This window comes from Flavobacterium panacis, from assembly GCF_024649945.1.
GTDB classification, from domain to species: domain Bacteria; phylum Bacteroidota; class Bacteroidia; order Flavobacteriales; family Flavobacteriaceae; genus Flavobacterium; species Flavobacterium panacis.
Map to the genome: position 1 here is coordinate 146777 of NZ_JANKMS010000005.1, position 23698 is coordinate 170474.

At 34.7% G+C, this 23698-nt stretch carries 21 protein-coding genes and 1 riboswitch; of the genes, 1 reads left to right on the top strand and 20 read right to left on the bottom strand.

Annotation, left to right across the window (positions count from 1 at the left end; translation table 11 throughout):
* Window positions 1–122: 122 nt before the first annotated feature.
* From NQQ59_RS12480 to NQQ59_RS12565, 18 genes are all read right to left on the bottom strand, one after another.
* On the bottom strand, window positions 123–1532 hold the full coding sequence (locus NQQ59_RS12480) for a pyridoxal phosphate-dependent decarboxylase family protein (RefSeq protein ID WP_144215592.1): 1410 nt from the start codon (window positions 1530–1532) through the stop codon (window positions 123–125).
* A 78-nt stretch (window positions 1533–1610) separates the two neighbouring features.
* A complete protein-coding gene (locus NQQ59_RS12485) occupies window positions 1611–2834 on the bottom strand; it encodes a dicarboxylate/amino acid:cation symporter (protein WP_144215593.1) in 1224 nt (407 codons plus the stop codon).
* A 141-nt stretch (window positions 2835–2975) separates the two neighbouring features.
* A complete protein-coding gene (locus tag NQQ59_RS12490; protein ID WP_144215594.1) occupies window positions 2976–3629 on the bottom strand; it encodes a class I SAM-dependent methyltransferase in 654 nt (217 codons plus the stop codon).
* A gap of 312 nt (window positions 3630–3941) precedes the next feature.
* A complete protein-coding gene (gene metF / locus NQQ59_RS12495) occupies window positions 3942–4898 on the bottom strand; it encodes a methylenetetrahydrofolate reductase [NAD(P)H] (protein ID WP_144215595.1) in 957 nt (318 codons plus the stop codon).
* 91 nt (window positions 4899–4989) lie between these two features.
* A complete protein-coding gene (metH, locus tag NQQ59_RS12500; protein WP_144215596.1) occupies window positions 4990–7665 on the bottom strand; it encodes a methionine synthase in 2676 nt (891 codons plus the stop codon).
* 361 nt (window positions 7666–8026) lie between these two features.
* A complete protein-coding gene (locus NQQ59_RS12505) occupies window positions 8027–8587 on the bottom strand; it encodes a hypothetical protein (protein ID WP_144215597.1) in 561 nt (186 codons plus the stop codon).
* Window positions 8588–8618: 31 nt separating this feature from the next.
* Window positions 8619–9617 (bottom strand): homocysteine S-methyltransferase family protein, encoded by a 999-nt coding sequence (locus NQQ59_RS12510; protein ID WP_144215598.1) that lies wholly within the window; start codon window positions 9615–9617, stop codon window positions 8619–8621.
* Window positions 9618–9938: 321 nt separating this feature from the next.
* Window positions 9939–10056: riboswitch (SAM riboswitch) on the bottom strand.
* A 136-nt stretch (window positions 10057–10192) separates the two neighbouring features.
* Entirely contained in the window at window positions 10193–10567 is a 375-nt protein-coding gene (locus NQQ59_RS12515; RefSeq protein ID WP_144215599.1) for a TfoX/Sxy family protein, read from the bottom strand.
* Window positions 10548–10703 carry a hypothetical protein gene (locus NQQ59_RS12520; protein WP_186296593.1) on the bottom strand — a complete coding sequence of 52 codons (156 nt, stop codon included), beginning with the start codon at window positions 10701–10703 and terminating at the stop codon, window positions 10548–10550. Before NQQ59_RS12520 ends, NQQ59_RS12515 begins: the two co-directional genes overlap by 20 nt.
* Before the next feature lie 6 nt (window positions 10704–10709).
* Window positions 10710–11522 (bottom strand): hypothetical protein, encoded by an 813-nt coding sequence (locus tag NQQ59_RS12525; RefSeq protein WP_257698248.1) that lies wholly within the window; start codon window positions 11520–11522, stop codon window positions 10710–10712.
* A gap of 157 nt (window positions 11523–11679) precedes the next feature.
* Window positions 11680–12732, bottom strand: a complete 1053-nt coding sequence (locus NQQ59_RS12530; protein WP_144215601.1) for an NAD(P)/FAD-dependent oxidoreductase — start codon at window positions 12730–12732, stop codon at window positions 11680–11682.
* 97 nt (window positions 12733–12829) lie between these two features.
* The gene (locus NQQ59_RS12535) at window positions 12830–13411 is read right to left on the bottom strand and encodes a precorrin-2 dehydrogenase/sirohydrochlorin ferrochelatase family protein (RefSeq protein WP_144215602.1); all 582 of its coding nucleotides are present in this window, start codon (window positions 13409–13411) and stop codon (window positions 12830–12832) included.
* A gap of 194 nt (window positions 13412–13605) precedes the next feature.
* Window positions 13606–14415: a uroporphyrinogen-III C-methyltransferase gene (gene cobA, locus NQQ59_RS12540; protein ID WP_144215603.1), complete on the bottom strand. Its 810-nt coding sequence runs from the start codon at window positions 14413–14415 to the stop codon at window positions 13606–13608.
* The gene (locus NQQ59_RS12545) at window positions 14408–16498 is read right to left on the bottom strand and encodes a HEPN domain-containing protein (protein WP_144215604.1); all 2091 of its coding nucleotides are present in this window, start codon (window positions 16496–16498) and stop codon (window positions 14408–14410) included. Before NQQ59_RS12545 ends, cobA begins: the two co-directional genes overlap by 8 nt.
* 83 nt (window positions 16499–16581) lie before the next feature.
* Window positions 16582–17826, bottom strand: coding sequence for a sulfate adenylyltransferase subunit 1 (locus tag NQQ59_RS12550; RefSeq protein WP_144215605.1), 1245 nt, complete (start codon window positions 17824–17826; stop codon window positions 16582–16584).
* A gap of 142 nt (window positions 17827–17968) precedes the next feature.
* Window positions 17969–18886, bottom strand: coding sequence for a sulfate adenylyltransferase subunit CysD (gene cysD / locus NQQ59_RS12555; RefSeq protein ID WP_288251371.1), 918 nt, complete (start codon window positions 18884–18886; stop codon window positions 17969–17971).
* Between the two features lie 131 nt (window positions 18887–19017).
* Window positions 19018–19728 (bottom strand): phosphoadenylyl-sulfate reductase, encoded by a 711-nt coding sequence (locus tag NQQ59_RS12560; RefSeq protein WP_144215606.1) that lies wholly within the window; start codon window positions 19726–19728, stop codon window positions 19018–19020.
* Between the two features lie 28 nt (window positions 19729–19756).
* Complete coding sequence (locus tag NQQ59_RS12565; protein WP_144215607.1) at window positions 19757–20659, bottom strand: sulfite exporter TauE/SafE family protein; 903 nt, start codon at window positions 20657–20659, stop codon at window positions 19757–19759.
* A gap of 311 nt (window positions 20660–20970) precedes the next feature.
* On the opposite strand from NQQ59_RS12565, the gene NQQ59_RS12570 reads away from it, so the two are divergent.
* Window positions 20971–21753 carry a sulfite exporter TauE/SafE family protein gene (locus tag NQQ59_RS12570; RefSeq protein ID WP_144215608.1) on the top strand — a complete coding sequence of 261 codons (783 nt, stop codon included), beginning with the start codon at window positions 20971–20973 and terminating at the stop codon, window positions 21751–21753.
* Between the two features lie 95 nt (window positions 21754–21848).
* Here the strand turns inward: NQQ59_RS12570 and NQQ59_RS12575 are convergent, their stop codons facing one another.
* Both NQQ59_RS12575 and NQQ59_RS12580 read right to left on the bottom strand, forming a co-directional pair.
* Entirely contained in the window at window positions 21849–22259 is a 411-nt protein-coding gene (locus NQQ59_RS12575) for an RrF2 family transcriptional regulator (protein WP_125722103.1), read from the bottom strand.
* A 229-nt stretch (window positions 22260–22488) separates the two neighbouring features.
* Window positions 22489–23661 carry a trans-sulfuration enzyme family protein gene (locus NQQ59_RS12580; protein WP_144215609.1) on the bottom strand — a complete coding sequence of 391 codons (1173 nt, stop codon included), beginning with the start codon at window positions 23659–23661 and terminating at the stop codon, window positions 22489–22491.
* Window positions 23662–23698: the final 37 nt, after the last annotated feature.

Here is a 23698-nt window from a genome sequence, read left to right on the forward strand (position 1 = left end):
CTTAAAATTTTTAATACAAAAAGTTAAAGATTTCTATATTTCTCTCCTAGAAATCAAAAAAAAGACATAAAAAAAGCCTGCTTATTAGTGTAGCAGGCTTTTAAAATATTGCGGTTGTAATGTTAGATTTCCATCTTCGAAATAATTTCTTTCATTTCTTTAATTACAATTTTTATGTCATTTTCAGTTGTTCTCCAATTTACAAACGAAGCTCGAATTCCTTTCTTATTTTGATAAAAAGTTGGGGTCATAAATACTTTTCCACTATCATTTAATTGAATTAGAAAGTCATTTACTTTGTCCTGATTTTCATTTCCTTTTAAAGTAAAACAAACATTGTTTAATCGAATTGGCGCCAAAAGTTCAAAATGTTCTTGTTCAATTAAAGCATTTCCGAAGTGAAGTGCCAATAATGTGCTTTTCTCAATAATATCACAAAAACCTTCTTTTCCGTAAGCCATCAAAGAAAACCAAACCGGCAATGCTCTCAAACGACGTGAGTTTTCTGGAACTACATTTAAATAATTAAAATTCTCCAAAGCATTTCCTAAGTAGGGCGCATTTGAATTCTGAAACGTTTCAATCTGTAGGTTTATATGTTCTTTTTTGATTAAATAAAAAGCACTTTCATAAGGAACATTCAACCATTTATGACAATCAATTGTAATGCTGTCTGCTCCTTCCCAACCTTCTACTAAATGTTTATATTTATCAGAAACAGCTGCAAAACCACCAAAAGCGCCATCAATATGCCACCAAAAATTGTGTTTTTCTTTTAGTTTAGAAATTGCTTTAAAATCATCGAAATCAGCTGTGTTTACAGTTCCTGCACTCGAAATCAAGATAAAAGGTTTTCCGTTTAAAGCTTTGATTTTTTCTTCCAGATCAGCAACATCCATTGCTTCTCGATTGCCTTCAATTGTTTTTACAACAGTGTAATTCTGACTTCCTATTCCTAACATCGATAATGATTTTATAGAAGAAGAATGAGGTGTTGCTGTGAGAATAGTAATGGTTTCTGAAATTCCGTTTTTAGCAAAATCTTTTCCAAATTGTTTTCCAAACCATTGTCTGGCAACTCCTAAAGAAGTAAAATTAGACATTGTCGCGCCAGTTACAAATCCGCCCATAAACGAATCTGGAAGTGCTAATAATTGAAGCAATAAATTAATCGTTTCAAATTCTATTAAAGCTGAATTTCCACCTTGTGCTGCTACAGATTGCGTGTTTTGGTCGTAAACCGATGCCAGCCAGTCACCTGCTACAGAAGCTGGCGTAGAACCTCCAGTTACAAATCCCCAATAACGTGGTCCTGGCGAAGAAACCAATAAAGGCTCTAATCTTTGTTTAAATTCTTCTAAAGCTCCCAACGAACCTAATCCAGTTTCATTTAATTCTTTCTTAAGTTCAGTAGAATACTTATTTGAAGTTGGAATGTTTTCCAGATTATTTAGAAAATTAATTCCCTGCTGTTTTGTTTTTTCTAAAATATTTTCAAAATCGTTTAGATCTTGTTGTAATATTGAATTCATAAGTGTGTTGTATTAATATTTTCACGCAGATAGCGTAGATAAAAGCATATTAAAAAATTTATTTTTTGTTTGAGAAAGTTACCACTTCGTTTTCTCGGAGAATCGTGAAACGAGCATCGATGAAATTACATCACCATTAGCATTTAACAAAGTTGCAATTGGGTCAACCAATGTTCCTAAAATCATCGCAACAGGTAAAGCTTGTTCCATTGGAAAACCATAAACCGTAATAGCTAAAACTTCTCCAATGTAACCGCCATTTGGGATTCCGCCTTCGACAATCGAAACAATTATTGTAATTCCAAGTGCCAAAAGAATAGTTGAAGGTTCTGTGAAATCTTTTCCAAACATGGCAAAAAGAAAAGTGATTTTTAAGATGGATGACATACTCGAACCATCTTTGTGCAAAGGCGCTCCAAGCGGAATTACGAGATTTCGAACATGCGCCGGAATTCCCATTTTTTGTGCCGCCTCCAGATTTGCAGGAATCGTAGCAATACTGCTGCAAGTCCCAATTGCAGTTAAAGAAGGCGTAATATTATTGCTCCAGAAAACTTTGAAAGCTCGTTTTCCACCAGCAACAAGCGCATACAAACTGAAAAATGTAAAGAAATAAAAGATACAAGCTGCATAATAAACCGCCATAGGTTTTGCATAAACGCCAAATAATTGAGGTCCGAAAATCCCAACTTGATAAGCAAAATAAGCTCCTAAACCTATTGGTGCAAATTTCATGATAATATTCAGCAATTGCTTCATGACTTCATTCCCAGAATCTAAAAAGCTTTTAAAAGCATTTCCTTTTTCTCCCGATTGCAAAGTCGCAAAACCAATTAAAAAAGAAAATATAATAAGCGCCAGCATACTTTTTCTGGACAATAATTCGAAGAAATCATTTGTCGTAACCAACTTTGCAATCTGATCGCCAACAGATCCTGATTCAATATTTTCAAACGGAACTTTCGCAACAGCAATATCTTGATGAATCGGAAAAAGATAAACCGCAAAAATCATGACGATGGCAGAAATCAAAAGCGTTGAGAGAAAAACCAAAACCATAATAAAAAACAGTTTCCCCAACTTTTCTTTCTGTTCCAAATTGGCAATTGAAGATCCAATTGTAAAAAAGATTAAAGGAATAATTGCTGTGAAAAGCAAATTCAGAAAAATATCTCCAATTGGTTTTATAACCAGAACTTTTTCTCCGAAAACTAACCCCAAAATACTCCCAACTATAATACCTCCTAGAAGTAAAAGTATACTGCTGTAACTTTGTAGAAAATTGATTTTTTTAGTTTCCATAAATTAAATAAAAACAAAGAGTGAAAGTATTCAAAAAGAGATTACGGAAATCGATCTGTTTTTTTTGCCACAGATTAAATGATTTCAAATGATTTTTAAATCTGTGTTAATCTGTGAAATCTGTGGCAAAAAATATAATAATTATTTCTCTAGAACAATTGTAGTAAAAGCTCTGTCAACCAATTCTCCAGTTTTACTTTTTACTTTTTCGCTCTGAGTTTCGGTGTAAACAATTTGAAAAGCAGTTTTTTCAATTAATTGCTGCGCTTTTGCGGTGCTGTAAAGCTCAAATTCAAATTGAGTAAACGGAAGCTTTTTCATAAAATCTTCTTCGGCAAATGTCAGACAGAAATTTCCATTTGCTTTTAAAACTCTGTAGATTTCCGAAAGTAATTCTTCTGGCTTTTGCCAAAAATAAATGGTATTTACTGTAAATATTTTATCGAAAGATTCATCTTCAAACGGAATTTCGTTTCCGTCATAAAGAGAAAAGAAAGCCTGTTTTTGAGAAACAAAATTCCTGTTGATTTGTCGTGCTTCCTGAAACATTAATTCAGACATTTCGAGTCCGTAATATTTTAGGTTTTCTGCTTGTTCAAAAAGAAATTCAACGTGGCCTGCGTTTCCGTGACCTAATTCTAGAATTTTATTCTCCTTTGAAATATTTAGATTTTGAATGGAATGTTTGGTCATATTGATATTCGTTTCGTTCATCATATTTCCCATTTCGATTCCTTTTTCTCCTGATGGATTTTTCAATTGTGAGGCTATGGCTTGTAATTCTTCTTTTTCCATGATGTGAAAATTTTAAAAGTTCTAAATTACACAATATCTCAATTCAAATTCCAAATTTTGAAAATCCAAATTCCATTTTTACAGACTATACTTGAATAACTTTGTCAAAGTTTTGAACTTTGACAAAGATTTTAGGCTTCATTCTCCACAATCTTGTCATTTCGACGGAGGAGAAATCTTCGTAAGTAGCTCCGCAAAGTTTTTCAATCTTTGTCGATTTAGCAACGGAGATTTCTCCTCCGTCGAAATGACAAACTGTGCTGACAACTTTGTCAAAGTTTAAAACTTTGACAAAGTTCTATACACGTAAATTTAAAAAACCTGACTAGCAATCTGACGAATATTCTCAGATTTACCCATTGAATAATAGTGTAAAAACGGAACTCCGGCTGCTTTTAATTCTAATGATTGCTGAATCGCCCATTCAATTCCAACCTGTTTGATTTCAGCGTTATTTTTGCATTTGTCTACCGCATCGATTAGATCTTCAGGCAAATCGATTCTGAAAATTTGTGGTAAAACCTGTAAATGTCTTTGAACAGCAATTGGCTTAATTCCAGGAATAATCGGAATTGTGATGCCCATTTCTCTTGCTTTTTCTACGAAAGCAAAATATTTAGCATTATCAAAAAACATCTGCGTTACTACGTAATCAGCACCAGCATCTACTTTTTCTTTTAATCTTTTTAAATCCGATTGTAAAGAAGGAGATTCTAAATGTTTCTCTGGATAACCTGCAACTCCAATACAGAAATCAGCTCTGTTATCAGTGTCGATTACTTCATGCAGATATTGTCCGCAGTTTAAATCTTTGATTTGTTTTACTAAATCAATTGCATAATGATTTCCACCTGCTTTTGGCACAAAAGACTGCTCGTCTTTCATAGCATCGCCACGAAGCGCCATTACGTTATTGATTCCTAAATAATGACAGTCAACCAGCACGTATTCCGTTTCTTCTTTAGTGAAACCACCGCAAAGTAAATGTGGCACCGTATCAACATTGTATTTATGTTTTATAGAAGCGCAAATCCCAAGCGTTCCTGGACGCATACGAGTCAGTTTTTTATCCAAAAGTCCGTTACCTTTATCAATATAAATGTACTCTTCACGAGAAGTCGTTACATCAATAAACGGCGGATTAAACTCCATTAACGGATCAATATTATCGTATAATTCCTGAATGTTTTTCCCCTTTTGAGGCGGAATAATTTCAAATGAGAATAATGTTTTTCCTTTGGCGTTTTCTATATGTTCTGTTACTTTCATTATTTGTTTTTTGTTTCAAAGTTCCAAGTTTCAGGTTTCAAGTTCTCTGCAGCAACTTGAAACTTTAAACATGAAACTAAAATAACTTTTGTTAATCTGCTATATTAGGGTTTAACCATTTCATTGCGTAATCAAGCGGTACATTTCGGCGTTTGGCGTAATCTGTAACCTGATCTTCTTTTATTTTTCCTAGACCGAAATATTTACTTTTCGGATTTCCAAAATAATATCCTGAAACCGAAGAAGCCGGCCACATCGCCATACTTTCAGTCAATTTTACTCCAATTTGTTTTTCAACATCAAGAAGTTTCCAGATTGTTGGTTTCTCCAAGTGATCCGGACAAGCTGGATAACCTGGAGCTGGGCGAATTCCTTTGTAACTTTCTTTAATCAATTCTTCGTTCGTTAACGCTTCTTCCGAATCGTAACCCCAGAAATCTTTACGCACTCTTTCGTGAAGATATTCGGCGAAAGCCTCAGCAAAACGATCTGCAAGTGCTTTAACCATAATTGAATTATAATCGTCTAAATTCTTTTCATATTCTGCTGCCCATTCATCTACACCAAAACCAGTTGTTACACAGAAAGCTCCCATGTAATCTTCGATTCCACTTTCTTTTGGCAAAATAAAATCGGCTAAAGCAGTATTTGGAGCACCTTTTGTTTTTTGTCCCTGCACACGAAGCGTCAAGAATTTCTCTAACACTTTTCCGTTTTCATCACGCAATTCGATATCGTCGTCATCAACCTGATTAGCAGGGAAGATTCCGTAAATACCTTTTGCTTTTAGTTTTTTCTCTTCTAAAATAACTTTTAACATTGCCTGAGCATCTGCAAAAACAGAAGTTGCTTCTTTACCCACAACCTCATCTGTTAAAATTGCTGGATATTTTCCGTGCAATTCCCAAGTCTGAAAGAATGGCGTCCAGTCAATGTACGGAACCAAGACATCTAATTCTACTTCAATAGTTTGTGCTCCAATTACTTTTGGTTTAACTGGAGTATATTCAGACCAATCCAATTGTAATTTATTTTTACGAGCTTCTTCAATCGTTAAGAAGTTTTTATCTCTAGAACGATTTAAGAACGTTTCTCTAAATGAATCGTATTCTGCACGAATATCTGCTGCATATATTTTTCGGTTATGATCTAACAAGTTTCCTGCAACAGTTACGGCTCTCGAAGCATCGTTTACGTGAATTACAGTTTCTCTGTATTGAGGTGCAATTTTCACGGCTGTATGCGCGCGCGAAGTCGTTGCCCCGCCAATCATAATCGGGATTTTAATATTTTGTTTGTCTAATTCTTTGGCCAAATACACCATTTCGTCAAGCGAAGGCGTAATCAGTCCGCTTAATCCGATAATGTCTACTTCATGTTCGATTGCCGCTGCAATGATTTTCTCCGGAGGAACCATTACACCTAAGTCTACAATCTCGTAATTGTTACAAGCCAAAACAACCGAAACAATGTTTTTTCCAATATCGTGAACGTCACCTTTTACAGTCGCCATCAGGATTTTTCCGTTTCCTTGTTTGTCGCCTGCTTGTTTGCTTGCTTCAATAAAAGGCAATAAATACGCCACCGCTTTTTTCATTACACGTGCCGATTTAACTACCTGAGGCAAGAACATTTTTCCGCTTCCGAACAAATCTCCTACGACATTCATTCCCGCCATTAAATTGATTTCGATAACTTCAATTGGTTTCGTTGCTGCTAAACGTGCCTCCTCAACATCTTCTTCAATAAAAGCATCGATTCCTTTTACCAACGAATGCGTAATTCTATCCTGAACCGATCCTAAACGCCATTCCTGAACCGCTTTTTCATCACTTTTTACTTCGCCTTTTACATTTTCTGCAAAATCTAAAAGTCTTTCTGTAGCATCGTCGCGTCTGTCTAGAATTACGTCTTCAACGTGTTCTAATAAGTCTTTCGGAATATCATCGTAAATCGTCAACATCTCAGGATTCACGATTCCCATCGTCATTCCTTCTTTAATCGCGTGGTATAAAAACACTGAGTGCATTGCTTCACGAACAACGTCATTTCCTCTAAACGAAAACGAAACGTTACTTACACCACCGCTAATATGCGCATGTGGCAAGTTTTCGCGAACCCATTTTGTTCCTCTAAAAAAGTCCAATGCATTCAGGCGGTGTTCTTCCATTCCTGTAGCTACTGGGAAAATGTTCAAATCGAAGATTATATCTTGTGGAGGGAAACCTACTTTGTTCACCAAAATATCATACGAACGCGCACAAATCTCTACACGACGATCGTAATTATCTGCCTGACCTACTTCGTCAAAAGCCATTACAATAGCGGCCGCACCGTAACGTTTGATTAATTTAGCGTGATGAATAAAGGCTTCTTCTCCTTCTTTTAACGAAATCGAGTTTACAACACTTTTTCCTTGTACTACTTTCAGACCCGCTTCGATGATTTCCCATTTCGAACTGTCGATCATAATCGGCACTCTCGAAATATCTGGTTCTGCAGCAATTAAGTTTAGGAATTTAGTCATGGCATTTACACCATCCAACATTCCCTCATCCATATTAATATCGATGATTTGTGCTCCTCCTTCTACCTGCTGTCTTGCAATATCAAGTGCCTCGTCATACTTCTCTTCCTTGATTAATCGAAGGAATTTTCGCGAACCCGTTACATTCGTACGCTCACCAACGTTTACAAAAACGCTTTCTGGCGTAATAATCAAAGGTTCTAATCCTGACAATACAAGGTCTCTTCTTTTTTCAGTCATTTTCTTTAAAGTTGCTAAGCTTCTGAGAGGCTTAGGTTCTAAGTTTTTTTATTCTTATTTCTTTCCTTCAAGATTTTCAAAACCTTTTAGGTATTTACGTTTATTATTTTGGGCGTGTCCCTCCGGGTCGGGCTATCCGTTACAAGTCCTCGTCTCGTCTTAAGACAAGACTGCGGGCTTTTCACTTCTATCCCTCACGCAGACTCGGTTTCAAGACACGTTTTGTGTTTCCGAATTTTTCAAATTCATTTCTATTTCCAACGGAATAAATTCCGTTGCTACAAAATATTTCGTTCCTACGGAACTTTTTAAAGAGCCATCGGCTCGAACTATTTTGTAGGGATGGATTTTAATCCATCCTTTAATTGAGATATTTACTTACAGGTTCTGTATATTGTTTCATTTGTTTCAAAAGTCTATTAGGATCACGCAATTCTTTAATTGAAACCTTTTCGCCATCAATCAAACCTCCTCCTCCATTAATTCCAATTTTAGAATCATCAAGGTTAATTTTCGTAATATATTTAAATTTTTGTTTAAACACTTCTAAATCACTCTCTGTAAAATCCCCTGTTGACAAACCATATGACCCTGGTGCAATCATGTGATTACTAGTACAAATTAAATCTCCATTAATAAAATTATCTTTATTTAATTCTTTTTTTTCAGTTCTATCTAGCAATGCAACACTATACAAATCATAATCTTCATGTCTAATCAGGACAATACCGTAATATATTCCTTCCTCTTCATATGAAAAACACTCTCCTACTTGCAATGATGACTTTGAAATTATTTCTTCTTTATCATCGTTATTACTATCATACTTTTGGTTATTCCTCTCAAATTTCTGATAAGCATATACAACAAGCAATACTAGCAAAATTGAAATTATTATAAAGTGTGTTTTCTTATTAACCATCTAATTTTACTTATTTTTATTTTCAGAACTATTATTCCAAAACCGGCGCCACTCTAGGCTTATAATCCTTCGCAACTTCTGCCATTAATCGAATATGATCTGGAGTTGTTCCACAACAACCACCAATGATATTGATTAAATTATCTTCTAAATATTCTTTGATAAATGCCTGAGTTTGTTCTGGTGTTTCATCGTATTGTCCAAACGCATTTGGCAATCCTGCATTTGGATGCGCTGAAACATTAAAGCTTGTGTTGTGCGCTAATGTTTTTAAATACGGTTTCAACAAATCGGCTCCTAAAGCGCAATTGAAACCAACACTCAATAACGGAATATGCGAAACTGAAATCAAAAACGCTTCAACCGTTTGTCCAGAAAGTGTTCTTCCTGAAGCATCGGTAATTGTTCCTGAAACCATGATCGGAATATCGATATTGCGTTCTTCTTTTACTTCTTCAATTGCAAAAAGTGCTGCTTTTGCGTTTAATGTATCGAAAATCGTTTCTACTAAAAGCAAATCGCAACCTCCGTCCATTAAAGCTTCTACTTGCTCTTTGTACGCAATTCGTAAATCATCAAAAGTTACGGCTCTGTAACCTGGATCGTTTACGTCTGGCGACATACTTGCTGTACGGTTTGTTGGTCCGATTGAACCGGCTACAAAACGTGGTTTTTCTGGATTTTTTGCTGTGAATTCGTCCGCAACTTCTCTCGCCAATTTAGCCGATTCGTAGTTTAATTCGTAAACCAAATCTTCCATGAAATAATCGGCCATACCGATTGTAGTTCCAGAGAATGTGTTGGTTTCTACGATATCAGCACCTGCATCAAAATAGGCAGCATGCACGGCACGAATGGCGTGTGGCTGTGTTAGGGATAATAAATCGTTATTTCCTTTTAACGGATGCGGGAAATCTTTGAAACGCTCGCCACGGAAATCTTCTTCTGAGAAGTTGTAACGCTGTAACATGGTTCCCATTGCTCCATCAAGGATTAGGATATTTTTCTTTATTGCTTCTTGTATAGACATTTCTCTTTTGCCGCTAAGGCACTAAGGCACAAAGCTTTTTTTAATTATAATTTTGAAGGCTCTATTTAAACCCGACAGGTTTTAAAAACCTGTCGGGTTTAGTCTTCGATATTTTGTTCACATTAATTCCAAAAGTGCGCTATTGCTGGCTCATTAGCCCCGATTGAGCCGGTATCCTCGTAGTGAAACGGAGAGATATAGGCGAAAGCGGGGACTATTGACTGCAAAAATGCGCCAATGATTCGCTCTTTACTAAAATTGCTTTCAGTAAGTTATTTATATGTTGTCTGGAAAAGTTTTGAGAAATACGAGAATGTATTTGTGTTATCTATCTTAAATACCGTGTGTTTACGGTAAAAAGTAGAATTTAGCACCTTCTTTATAGTAAAGGGTTGCTAAGGTTTCATCGGGTCTATCCCTCCGCCTTTCGTGATAACGAACAATAAATTTTAAGAACAGTGCAAAGGTATGAAATGGCAATACGATTTGCAAATGTTTTTTTGAGGTTCTGAGGTTCTAAGATGCTGAGTGACTAAGTTTTTCTTTTTTGGTTTTATTTTTTGAGAATACTTTCATTATTTTCCAATGTCGCTTTTCTTCTTGCTTGCTTTTGCAATCGGATTAAAATCTAAGCAAAGTTGTAACCAAAACTCTAAATCTTGCTTTTTTGTCCATGCATTTTCTGTTACGAAAATATAGTTCTTCATGGGTTTCTCAGCATTTGGCATTGCGAGTATATCATCTTTTTCTATTGCTTCAGCATAAGCTTTATCGTCAATTCTGCAAAGCAAAAGATTTTCATTCAATTTCTTATCCAGACGGGTTCCGCAGCACATTTTGTTGTCTACCATAAAGACAATTCCGCCAAACATTTTCTTCTCAAAAAAATCTGCTTCTTTGTACTGAAGAAATGTTCGGATTCTTTGTGCATTATTTTCGTCGTAAGCCATTTTTTTCTGCTTTATATTTTGAGAATCTTTTCATCACTTCTTCATGTTCTACAAATTCATTTGCATCTGCCTGTTGAAGTCCAATTTCGATTTCTTCTCTTTCTTCTTTTGATAAATTTTCAAACCAATCTTTCATATTAAATTATTTATAATATGTTATCTCAAAATTTTGAACCTGATTCAAATAGAAGTAATTTGTAATTAATTTTTCTAGAATATTTATTTTATCCTTTAATTCTTTTGCTCTTTCGTTTGCTTTTTTTCTATTAACATGAAGATCCTCCTGATAATATACATTTTGACTTTCTTCATCTTCCACAAATTGCATTATCGTTTTAATATATAATTCCTTCTGTTTTTGAAAATCATATTCCTTTTCATAATATTCTTTTCCTGTTGCTAATTGATAAATTGAATATTCTGCAGAAGCATTTAATCTTTTATATTGATGACCAAAATAAGTTCCACCGTAATTCAATTGCCAGTAAATACTATTAATTGTCTGATATAAGTTAATTAATGTTTCTCTTTCTTTTTTAAACTTTTTTTCTCCATTTTTTTGTTTAAGATAATAAGCATATAACAAACAAAACTGATCTTCACCTGCCTCGCTACTAAAAGTTATACTTTGCTCTTTTCCATTTTGATCAATATAATTTTCCCATAATTTAATTGAACATGCTTCTTCTGGACTTGCAGGAAATTCAGCTTTCAATACTGGGAAAAGTTTTTCAATTCTATTCAACTCATTTTTTGAAAATAGCAAAGAATCATATTCTTCTGCATGAATAACTACCTTTTTCTTTTCAAGTTTAGGATCATCATAAAGATGCGGCAGGCATTGACTTTTAATATTATCTGCTTGTTTTATCTTTTTTATTGGTTCTTGTTTCTTTTTTTCACAACCAAACAATAAAACCAACAAAGAAAACAGTAAAAGTAATGAGTTTTTCATGTATGTATATAGTCGAATTTAATCCAATAAAGATATAGAATTACTCATTTCATTTTTAAGTTTTTATAAACAAAAAAAGCCCAAACTTTAAAAGTTTGGGCTTTACTATATTTAAAAATCTCAGCACCTTAGTCCCTTAGAACCTCAGCACCTCAGACTAAACAATTGCTTTAACAACTGCCTTCGGCGCCTCTTTACGAGTTCCGTCGAAACCGTCTACTCCTGATACTGTTGTATATTTCAATACATATTTTTTACCTGGATTAACGATTGAGTAAGCAGCCTGACACATTAAAGTTGCTTCGTGGAAACCACAAAGAATTAATTTTAATTTTCCAGGGTATGTGTTGATGTCACCAATAGCGAAGATTCCAGGAATGTTGGTCTGATAATCTAATGCATTGTTTACTTTAATGGCATTTTTCTCGATTTCTAGTCCCCAGTCTCCAATTGGACCTAATTTTGGCGTTAATCCGAAAAGTGGAATGAAATAGTCGCAGTCGATTTTGCGGTGTGCTCCGTTTTCTTCGATATCTAATGATTCTACATGTTCAGCGCCATTGATTCCGATAACTTCTGCTGGAGTGATTAATTTGATTTTTCCAGCTGATTTTAATTCCTGTACTTTTTCTACAGAATCTAAAGCTCCTCTAAATTCATTTCTACGGTGAATTAAAGTTACTTCTGAAGCTACGTTTGCTAAGAAAATTGACCAGTCTAATGCTGAATCTCCTCCTCCTGCAATAACAACTCTTTTATCTCTGAATTTCTCAGGATTTTTGATGAAGTATTTTACTCCTTTATCTTCATAAAACTCGATATCTTCGATAAGTGGTTTACGAGGCTCGAAACTTCCTAAACCTCCAGCGATTGCGATAACCGGCGCGTGGAATTTAGTTCCTTTATTTGAAGTTACGATGAAACTTCCGTCTTCTTGCTTATCGATTGTTTCTGCACGTTCTCCTAAAGTAAAACCTGGCTCAAATTGTTTAATTTGCTCCATTAGTCCGTCTACAAGATCTCCGGCTAAAACTTCTGGGAATCCAGGAATATCATAAATTGGCTTCTTAGGATATAATTCTGAAAGTTGTCCACCTGGTTGTGGTAAAGCATCTAAGATGTGACATTTCAATTTTAATAATCCTGCCTCGAAAACGGCAAATAAACCTGTTGGTCCTGCTCCAATTATAAGTATATCTGTTTTAATCATTATGGTGTTGTTTATAATCATTCTTAATAACGCAAAGAAACGAATAAATCCTTGTACTTTCAATGATTTTTATCATTAATTTCTTTCCGAAACTTTTTTACTCTTTATTTTTTAATGAAGAAGTGATTTCATTCATTCGTTTAACCTTCTCTTCAAAATTGCCTTTTAGCGTTTTTCGGTATTCGTTCAGATTCTCAACCATTTGATTGATATCTTCCGGAATTACTTCTTCGAAAAACTCTCTAAGCCTTTTGGCCGTTGTCGGCGATTTTCCGTTGGTCGAAATGGCAATTTTCACATTTCCTTTTGTTACGATACCGCCCAAATAATAATCACATAAATCTGGCGTATCGGCTATATTGCAAATCAAATAACGCTTTCTGGCTAAATCGTATACTTTTTTATTTACTTCTAAATTGTCCGTACACGCAATTACCATATGGCGCTTTTTGAGCATTTTCTTTTTAAACTTCGATTTTGTCAATTTTATCGAAGGATGCTTTTCTGCCAGAATTTTTATTTCTAAATGAAATTCTTTTGCTACTACCTCAACATTTGCATTCGGACTTGACTTTAACAAGAAAGAAAGCTTTTCCAGACCTACATTTCCTCCGCCTACAATTAGAACATTTAAATTGTGAAGCTTTAGAAATATTGGATATAATTCGTTTTGTTCCATTTTAATTTATTTTCATCCAATCAAAATTAAACGTTTTTATTGAATCGGATAACCAATCAGATGTTCCTAACGGAACATTTTTATTTGGAAACATTATTTTTTCTACCGACGATTTGTTCCTAACGGAACATTTCTTGAAACCGTCTTATTTTTTGTGCCAATGAATTGTTCCTGACGGAACAATTTTAAATCGATCATTTTTTACCAACGAATTGGTTCTGACGGAACATTTTATCCAACTCCTTTTTTTGACAAAATTCTTCGTAAAATCCTTTTAATTTATGGCTTTCGCGAACCACTTCGCCTAAAACGATAATGGCTGGAGAACCTAATTCTTTTTCTTTTACGATTTCCAGAATCGAATCGACTGTTCCTACACCCACTTTTTCTTCTGCTGTTGTTCCATTTTGAATGATGGCAACTGGCAGATTTCCTTTGTTTTCTTTTTGAAACAAATCGATAATCTGAGGCAGTTTGTGCATTCCCATCAGGATTACAACTGTTGCAGAAGATTGCGCTGCCAAAGCTACATCTGAAGATAATTTTCTGTCGGATGTTGTACCTGTAATCGCCCAAAAGCTTTCTGAAACCCCTCTTTTGGTAATCGAAATTCCCTGACTTGCGGGAACTGCGACTACAGATGAAATTCCAGGAACTACAATCGTTTCAATTCCGAAACTTTCTGCGTATTCTATTTCTTCGCTTCCTCTTCCAAAAATAAACGGATCTCCACCTTTTAATCGAACCACATTTCCATACGTCAGTGCATTATCGACAATCAACTGATTGATTTGATCTTGCGTGTAAGCATGGTTTCCAATTCTTTTTCCAACAAAAATCTTGATGGCGTTTTTTGGTGCGTAATCTAGAATTTCTTCGTTGGCCAAGGCGTCGTATAAAACCACATTAGCTTCAGCCAGTGCTTTTACAGCTTTCAGCGTCAATAATTCGGGATCGCCCGGACCTGCACCGACTAAAGTTATTTTTGGTTTTATATTAAGCATTTGCTAATTCTTGTGCTCTGAATGTTTCGATTTTATCAAAGAAAACAATGGCTTGCGCGATGTAATCTTTAGCGAAAGCTTCAGATGGTTCATTTTTATTGATTTGGTAAACCAAATCTTTAAAAGTTGAATTCAATTCGATTTTATTCGTATCAATAAAAACAGTGTCAAACAAATCAACGATTCCTGCGTGGTGGTTTGTTTTTTGGTTTTCAGATAATAACAAAGCTTTTGCTCCATTTACAAATCCTGCATAAGCGTGATAAATGGCGTCTGACCATTTTTTCTCGTCGAAAGATTCTTGAGCCAAAATCAATTTCTCTTTAGCTTCAAACAATAAAGTCGCTACTAAATCGATCACAACACCAGCACATTCTCCAACTCCAACTGCTTTTACGTAATTATCTGCGTTACCCCAATCTACAAAATCAGCTTCTGTTAGATTCGTTACATCAGATAATGGTTTTAAGATTTCGTAGAAGTATTTCTCTCCTTTTAAATCATAATAGTTTAGGAATTTTTCTCCATTCGCATTAGCGTCAAAATCATTTAAGATGGTACGCAAAGCTTCTGGTCCTCTACGGCTAGGAATTTTGATTACTTTATCAGCAAAACGTCCTTCTCCGTTTCCTAATCTTCCTCCACCCAATAAAACTTGTAAAGCCGGAGCTACTAATTTTCCTGAGTTAATAGACATTCCTTGGAAACCAATTGCTGACATATTATGCTGTCCGCAAGCATTCATACAACCTGAAATTTTAATTTCGATTTCGCGGTTGTTTAAATATTGAGGATATTCTGCGCTTAAAACTCTTTCTAATTCTTCGGCAATACCAGTACTGCTCGCAATCCCCAAGTTGCAAGTATCGGTTCCTGGACATGCCGTAATATCTCCAACTGAATTATATCCTAAATGAACAAAGTCTAATTTGGCTAATTCTTGATAAAAGAAAGGAAGATTTTCCTCTTTTACGTGACGTATTACAATATTTTGACGCAATGAAAAACGTAATTCGTTTGCTGCGTAATTTTTAATTAAATCTGCTAATAATCTCGCTTTATCAGTATAAAAATCTCCTAATAAAACTTTGATTCCGATAGCGTAATATCCTGCTTGCTTTTGTGCAATTACATTCGATTTTCTCCAAGCTTCATAAGCTGCTGAATCTTCGATTGTAACTTGTGGCACTTCCAAAACTGGTTCTGCAATCGGACCGTCAAAAGCAGTTGTATCAATTTCGTATGTTTCAAAAGCGATTGCTTTTTTCTCTTTTTCAACCAAATCAAGGAAAACATCTCTTCCCATTTCTTTGATTAAGAATTTCATACGCGCTTTCATTCTTTTTGCACGTTCACCGTATCTATCGAAAATACGAATGATTCCTTCTGCTGTTGGAATGATTTCGTTAACCGGAATAAACTCAGAAAGTAATTCTGCATGCGCTGGCTGAGATCCTAAACCTCCTCCAAAAACAACTTTAAATCCTTTTTGTCCGTCTTTGATTTTCGGAATAAATCCTAAATCGTGTAAATAACTCAAAGCCGTATCTTCATCTGAAGAAGAGAACGAAATTTTGAATTTACGTCCCATTTCCTGACAGATTGGATTTCTTAATAAGTATTGAAACAAACCGTGTGCATAAGGCGAAACATCAAATGGTTCGTTTACATCTACACCAGCTAATTCGCTTCCTGTGATATTTCTAACGGTATTTCCACAAGCTTCACGCAACGTAATATCGTCTTTTGCCAATTCTGACCAAAGTTCAGGCGTTCTATCTAAACTCACATAGTGAATCTGAATATCCTGACGAGTTGTAATGTGCAAACGTCCAGTAGAATATTTATCTGAAACTTCCGTAATTCTTCTCAATTGCTCGCTGGTCACTTTACCATAAGGCAATTTGATACGAATCATCTGAACGCCTTCCTGACGTTGACCGTAGATACCACGCGCTAAACGAAGGCTACGAAAACGCTCATCATCAATTTTTCCTCCACGGAATAAGTGAATCTTTTTTTCTAATTCGATAATCTCCTTCTGAACTACCGGATTTTCTATTTCTGTTCTAAAACTTTCCATTTTGTCTTTAGTTGTTGGTTGTTAGTTGTTGGTTGTTGGTTTGCTGGCAGATTAACTATCAACCAAAAAACATCAACTATCAACTAGCGAATGAATCCTACTCCTGCTGTTGTGTTCGTTGCTGTATCAATTAAGATAAAAGCTCCGTTTGATTTGTTTTCGTTATAAGCGTCAAAATATAAAGGCTTGCTTAATTTGATGCTTACTTCTCCAATTTCGTTTATCGCTAATTGAGAAGCTTCTGTTGTTCCTGAATAATCAGTTGCAATCGTGTTTTTAATGCTCTCTACTTTTGCTAAAACTCTGTTCGTATTGTGTTGTACTAAATATTTAGTTCCTGGAACCAGTTTTTTACTATCCATCCAGCAAACTGTCGTTGTAATATCTTTTTCAATTCTTGGAAGTTCGTCTGATTTTACAATCATATCCCCTCTCGTAACATTGATATCATTTTCTAATTCGATTGTCACTGATGAACCTGCAGAAGCTTCGTCAAATGATTTATCGAAGAAGTGAATTTTGGTAACTTTTGATTCTGTTAAAGAAGGAAGAACCGTTACAGCATCTCCAACTTTAATTGAATTTCCGTATAATTTTCCAGCGTAACCTCTGAAATCGTGGTATTCTTCAGTTTTTGGACGAATGACAGTTTGAACTGGGAAACGTGCTTTTCCTGGCTCGTAAACATCATGAGAATGTAATCCTTCTAAATGTTCTAAAACTGTTTGTCCGTTGTACCAAGGCATATTTTCAGATTTGTCAACAACGTTTCCACCGTTGATTGCACTTAACGGGATGTAACTTACGTTTTGTTCTTTAAAAGTACTTTTTGCATTTAATGCCTCAAAATCAGCTTTGATTTTATTGAAAACTTCTTCTGAGTAATCTACTAAGTCCATTTTATTGATGGCAACAATTACTTCTTTTACTCTCAATAAATTATTGATGAAAAAGTGACGATACGTTTGCTCAATAACTCCTTTTCTAGCATCGATCAAAATGATAGAAACCTGAGAAGTTGAAGCTCCTGTAACCATGTTTCTTGTATATTCTACGTGCCCCGGAGTATCGGCAATAATGTAACTTTTCTTTGCAGTCGAGAAATAAATATGCGCAACGTCAATCGTGATTCCTTGCTCTCTTTCTGCTACTAACCCGTCAGTTGCCAAAGAGAAATCCAAATAATCGTATCCTTTTTGTTTACTGCTTTTTTCGATTGCCTCAATTTTATCTGTAGTCAATGATTTTGTATCGTACAATAATCTTCCGATCAAAGTACTTTTTCCGTCATCTACACTTCCTGCTGTTGCTATTTTTAAAACGTCCATTCTGTAATATTTTGTTTCAGGTTTAAAGTTTCAGGTTTCATGTTCTCGCGAAACTTAAATCTGTATGTTTTTGTTTTCTTGATTTTTACTTTTAATAGTTTCTGAATTGCATTAACAATTAACAATTCATCATTAACAATTATTAAAAGTATCCTTGTTGTTTTCTTTTCTCCATTGCAGCTTCAGAACGTTTGTCGTCGATTCTGGCACCTCTTTCAGAAATTGTTGATGATCTGATTTCGCCAACCACTTCTTCGATTGTTGCTGCATAAGATTCAACAGCTGCTGTACAACTCATATCTCCAACGGTTCTGAAGCGAACAATTCTTTCTTCGATTTGTTCGTCTTCTTCTTGGTACACAAAAGGAGAATGCGACCAGATTAAACCGTCTCTCAAAAAAACTTTTCTTTTATGTGAGAAATAGATTGATGGAATCTCGATTTGCTCTTTTTCGATATAACTCCAAACATCTAATTCTGTCCAGTTCGAAATTGGGAAAACACGAACGTTTTGACCATTTTCAATTTTTCCGTTTAAGATATCAAACAATTCAGGTCTCTGATTTTTTTCGTCCCATTGTCCAAAATCATCACGAACTGAGAAAATACGTTCTTTTGCTCTTGCTTTTTCTTCATCACGACGCGCACCGCCAATACAAGCATCAAATTTGAATTCTTCAATTGCATCCAAAAGTGTCGTAGTCTGTAAGCTGTTACGGCTTGAATATTTTCCAGTTTCTTCAACTACTTTTCCTTCATCAATAGCGTCCTGAACATTACGAACGATCAATTCTAAACCTAATTCTTCTACCAATTTATCTCTGAAAGCGATTGTCTCAGGGAAATTGTGTCCCGTATCAACGTGTAATAGAGGAAACGGAATCTTAGCAGGGAAAAATGCTTTTTGCGCTAAACGCACCAATGTAATAGAATCTTTTCCTCCTGAGAAAAGTAAAACCGGTTTGTCAAACTGTGAAATTACTTCTCTGAAAATGTATATCGCTTCACTCTCTAAAGCGTTTGTTTTTAATACTGAACTCATTGTGTTTTTGTTTGATATTTTATTTGTTTCAAGTTTTAGGTTTCAGGTTCCAAATTGTTACCTCATCTAAAAATCTCCACTTCTTTATTCTATAATCTATATTCTATTCTCTACAGAGTCTTGCCTCTTGCTTCTTTCTTCTAAAAAATCTACTCTTTTTTAGCGCTGTGTAAACCACATTCTTTATGGCTTGATTCCCACCACCATCTTCCGGCTCTGATGTCTTCACCTGGAAAAATTGCTCTTGTACAAGGCGCGCATCCAATACTTACGAAACCTTGTTTGTGTAAAGCATTTTGAGGAACATTATTTTCAGAAAGATACGTTTCAACTTCTTCTAAAGTCCATTTTAATAACGGATTAAATTTGATGATTTCGAAACCTCCGTCGTATTCAAACAAACTTAAATCTTGTCTGTTTTCTGATTGTTCTGCTCTTAAACCTGTAATCCAAACTGAATTTCCTGCTAAAGCTTTTCTCAACGGAACCACTTTTCGAATAAAACAACATTCTTTTCTGTTTTCAACTGAATCGTAAAAGCTGTTCGGACCTTTTGTTTTCAGTAAATTCTCAACTGAAGCCGCTTCTGGAAAAAACACTTCGATTGGTCTTTTGTATTTTTTTAATGTTTTATGAAAAACATCGTAAGTTTCCTGAAACAATCTTCCTGTATCTAAAGTAAATACCGTAATATCAGTATTACTTTTTGCAATAAAATCAGTAATTACCTGATCTTCCTGACCGAAAGACGTAGAAAAAATCACTTTTCCTGGAAATTCTTTTGCTAAAAAAACTAAGGTTTCGTCAAGCGAAAAGTCTTTTGTTTTTTCTAATAATTCTTGTACAATACTCGCACTCATAATCTTTATTCCTTTCTAAAATTATCTTTTACAATAATTTAGATAATGTTTTTAAACTCAATACTATAATTAGAATTCCAACCGCAACCATCATTGGTTTTCTTTTGATTTTATTCACCAAAAATGCTGCTACTGGTGCTGAAATAACTCCTCCTAAAATCAATCCTATAATAATCTGCCAGCCGTGAATTCCTCCAAAAAGCATGAATGTGATTCCACTTGCAAACGAAATTGCAAACTCTGCCGCATTCACAGATCCTATTGTATATTTCGGATTTCTTCCTCTTCCTAATAATGTGGAAGTCACAATTGGCCCCCAGCCTCCTCCTCCAACAGAATCCATAAAACCTCCAAACACTGCCAAAATGCCTAGTTTTTTGGTTTTCTTTTTCTCTACATTTTTTCTAAGAGCTTTTCTGATGATTACAACCGCCAGAATAATCATGTAAACCGCAATAAATGGCTTGATAATATCTCCATCAATTACATCAGATAATAAATAAGCTCCTGTAATCGATCCTAAAACTCCAGGAATCAATAGATGTTTTACCAATTTTTTATTGATATTACCAAAGCGATGGTGCGAAAGCGCCGATGCTCCAGTTGTAAACATCTCTGAAACGTGAACTGCCGTACTACTCAAAACTGGCGAAACTCCATAAGCCAATAAAAATGATGTAGAAGTTGCTCCATATCCCATTCCTAAAGCGCCATCTACTAATTGTGCAAAAACACCAATTAAGAAAAACACTAAAAGGTTTTCATCAAATCCCTGAACAAAACCATCCCACGAAAACTCAGCGTGATGATTATAAATTAATGTAACTGCCAAACCTAACAACAAAACAACAGGTATTACAACCCACAATTTTTCTTTTAGTAAAGAATCACTCTTTACTATAGCGCTGTCTAACTTAAGTTCATTTCCCATATTTTTAAGAATTGTTTTTGTTCTTAAAAATCCATTACCCTATCGGCTTAGTAGATTACTTTGCAAAAGTACTATATATTTCGAAATATCAAAACAATATATTTACTTTTTTACACAAGCTATCCTCTTATAAACCAAGATAAAAGACATTTAAAAAAGAATTAGTGATTATTTTAACAAATTAAATGTTGCGACTTACTATTTTAACAACACACTCCAATTTTGTGATTCACAAAAATAAGCATTTAATCTCTACCAAATCTATAGGATAATTATAAAATTGTTATTATTTTAGCGCCAAATATTTTTTCATGGATTTTCAGATTGGTCTTGTAATAGCAGGTTTAGTAGTTGGATTTATTGTTGGGTTAACTGGTGTAGGTGGAGGTTCTTTAATGACTCCAATTTTATTGTATTTTGGTATTCCACCAACAAAAGCCGTTGGAACCGATTTGCTTTATGCCGCATTTACAAAAGCCGGAGGAGTATTTGTTCACAACAAAAAAGGAAATATCAATTGGAAAATTACAGGCTGGCTGACTCTAGGAAGTGTTCCCGCAGCTCTTGCAACTTTATGGATTTTAAACAGCATTAAAACTGATGTTGAAACAATAAATACTGTTATTAAACAAAGTTTAGGCTGGGCTTTGCTGTTTACTTCGGTAGCCATTATATTCAAAAAGAAGCTTTTGAATTTTTCTCAAAAACACGCAGGAGATAAATTCCACAATGAAAGTACCACTCAAAATATGCTGACAATTGGAATTGGAGTTTTATTAGGAGCAACCGTAACTTTAACTTCTATTGGAGCGGGAGCACTAGGAACAGTAACTTTATTTTTCCTTTATCCGCTTTTACCAACTCCTCGTTTGGTTGGAACCGAAATTGCGCACGCTGTGCCCTTAACTTTAGTTGCAGGTCTTGGTCATGCTTCAATGGGAAATTTAGACCTAGGATTATTGGGTCAGTTATTAATGGGATCGCTTCCTGGAATCTATATGGGAAGTATGTTAAGTGGAAAAGTGCCAGATCAATTCCTTAGAAATGCAATTGCCGTAATGCTTTTCATGGCTGGATATAAATTGATATTTTGATATAAATTTTTAAACCATATAAGTCATATAAGTTCATTTTAGACTGCGCAAAGCTTGATTAAATGAACTTATATGACTTATATGGTTTATTTTTTTTAGAATGCAATATCTGCTAAAGAATTACTTTCTAATATTTTAAGTGTATTATCACGAACTTCTGTCATTAAACGTCTTGCTGCACAAGTTGTTTCATCATCGCAGTCATCGCATCTTTCGTAAAAATTATGACTCGCACAAGGTAGCAACGCAATTGGCCCTTCTAAAATTCGATAGACTTTTGCCATGCTAATATCTTTCGGATCTTTAATTAAATAATAACCGCCACCTTTTCCTTTTTTTGCACCAAGAAAACCTGAGTTTCTAAGCAACAACAAAATACTTTCTAGAAATTTGATTGAAATATGTTCGCTTTTTGCTATTTCAGCTATTTGTACCGGTTCATTATTCTCTCTTCGCGCTAAATAGGTTAAAGCTTTTATTCCGTATTTTGTTTTCTTTGAAAGCATCTCTAGATTTTAGATTGTAGATTGCAGATTTTAGATTATTCCTAAAATAAACAAGCTTCATATTATTCTGCAACAAAAATAGACTTTTTAAATGAGAATAACATCTAAATTCTACTTAATCTATCTTATTTAAAAAACACCTTGTTTTTGAAGCATAAAAAAGACGATTTTCAATAGTAAACAATACTATCAAAAATCGTCTTATTAAATCGAAAATTGAAATATATAATTAAGCTAATGCTTGTTTTAAATCTGCAATTACATCTTCAACAGTTTCTAAGCCTACAGAAACACGAACCAAACCTTGCGTGATTCCTACTGCCAATTGATCTTCTTCAGATAATTTGCTGTGTGTTGTAGAAGCTGGATGTGTAACAATTGTTTTTACATCGCCAATATTTGCAGAAAGCGAACATAATTTAATCTTGTCTAAAAATTTCCTTCCAGCTTCAAGACCACCTTTAATTTCGATCGCAATGATATTACCACCTAAACGCATTTGTTTTTTGGCAATTTCATATTTTGGATGCGATTTCAAGAAAGGATATTTCACGCTTTGCACATTCGGATGACTTTCTAAAAATTCAGCCACTTTTAAAGCATTTTCACAATGCTTGTCTACGCGAACTGCCAAAGTTTCTAAACTTTTTGACAAAACCCATGCATTAAACGGCGACATTGCTGGGCCTGTATTTCTTGAAAACAAATATATTTTACGAATCAATTCTGCTTCTCCAACTGCAACTCCTCCCAAAACTCGACCTTGTCCGTCCATTAATTTTGTTGCTGAATGAACAACAATATGCGCTCCATATTTTATAGGCTGTTGAATATATGGTGTTGCAAAACAGTTATCTATGATTAAAATCAGATTGTGTTTTTTTGCAATTTGCCCCAACAATTCCAAATCAATTACATCTACACCAGGATTTGTAGGCGTTTCTGCATAAAGAATTTTAGTGTTTGGTTTAATGAAACTTTCAATTGTTTCTGGTTGATTGATATCAAAATAAGAAGTTTCAATTTTCCATTTTGGGAAATATGTCATGAACAAAGCATGCGTTGACCCAAAAACACTTCCAGCCGAAACAATATGATCACCTGATTCTAATAATGCGGCAAACGTAGAATAGATTGCAGCCATTCCTGTTGCAAATGCATAACCTGCTTCTGCACCTTCCATTGCACAAACTTTATCAACAAATTCTGTTGTATTTGGATTACTGAAACGAGAGTAAATATTACGAACTTTTTCTTCTGTAAAAGAAGCTCTCATATCCTCTGCATCTTCAAATATAAAACTTGAAGATAGGTACAAAGGAGTGGAATGTTCTTGAAATTGTGTTTTTTCTAAATGTGTTCTAATGGCTTGTGTTTCAAAACCAAATTCTTCTGTATTCATTGTGTTGTTTTTTTGTTTTAACACGAATTGCACTAAT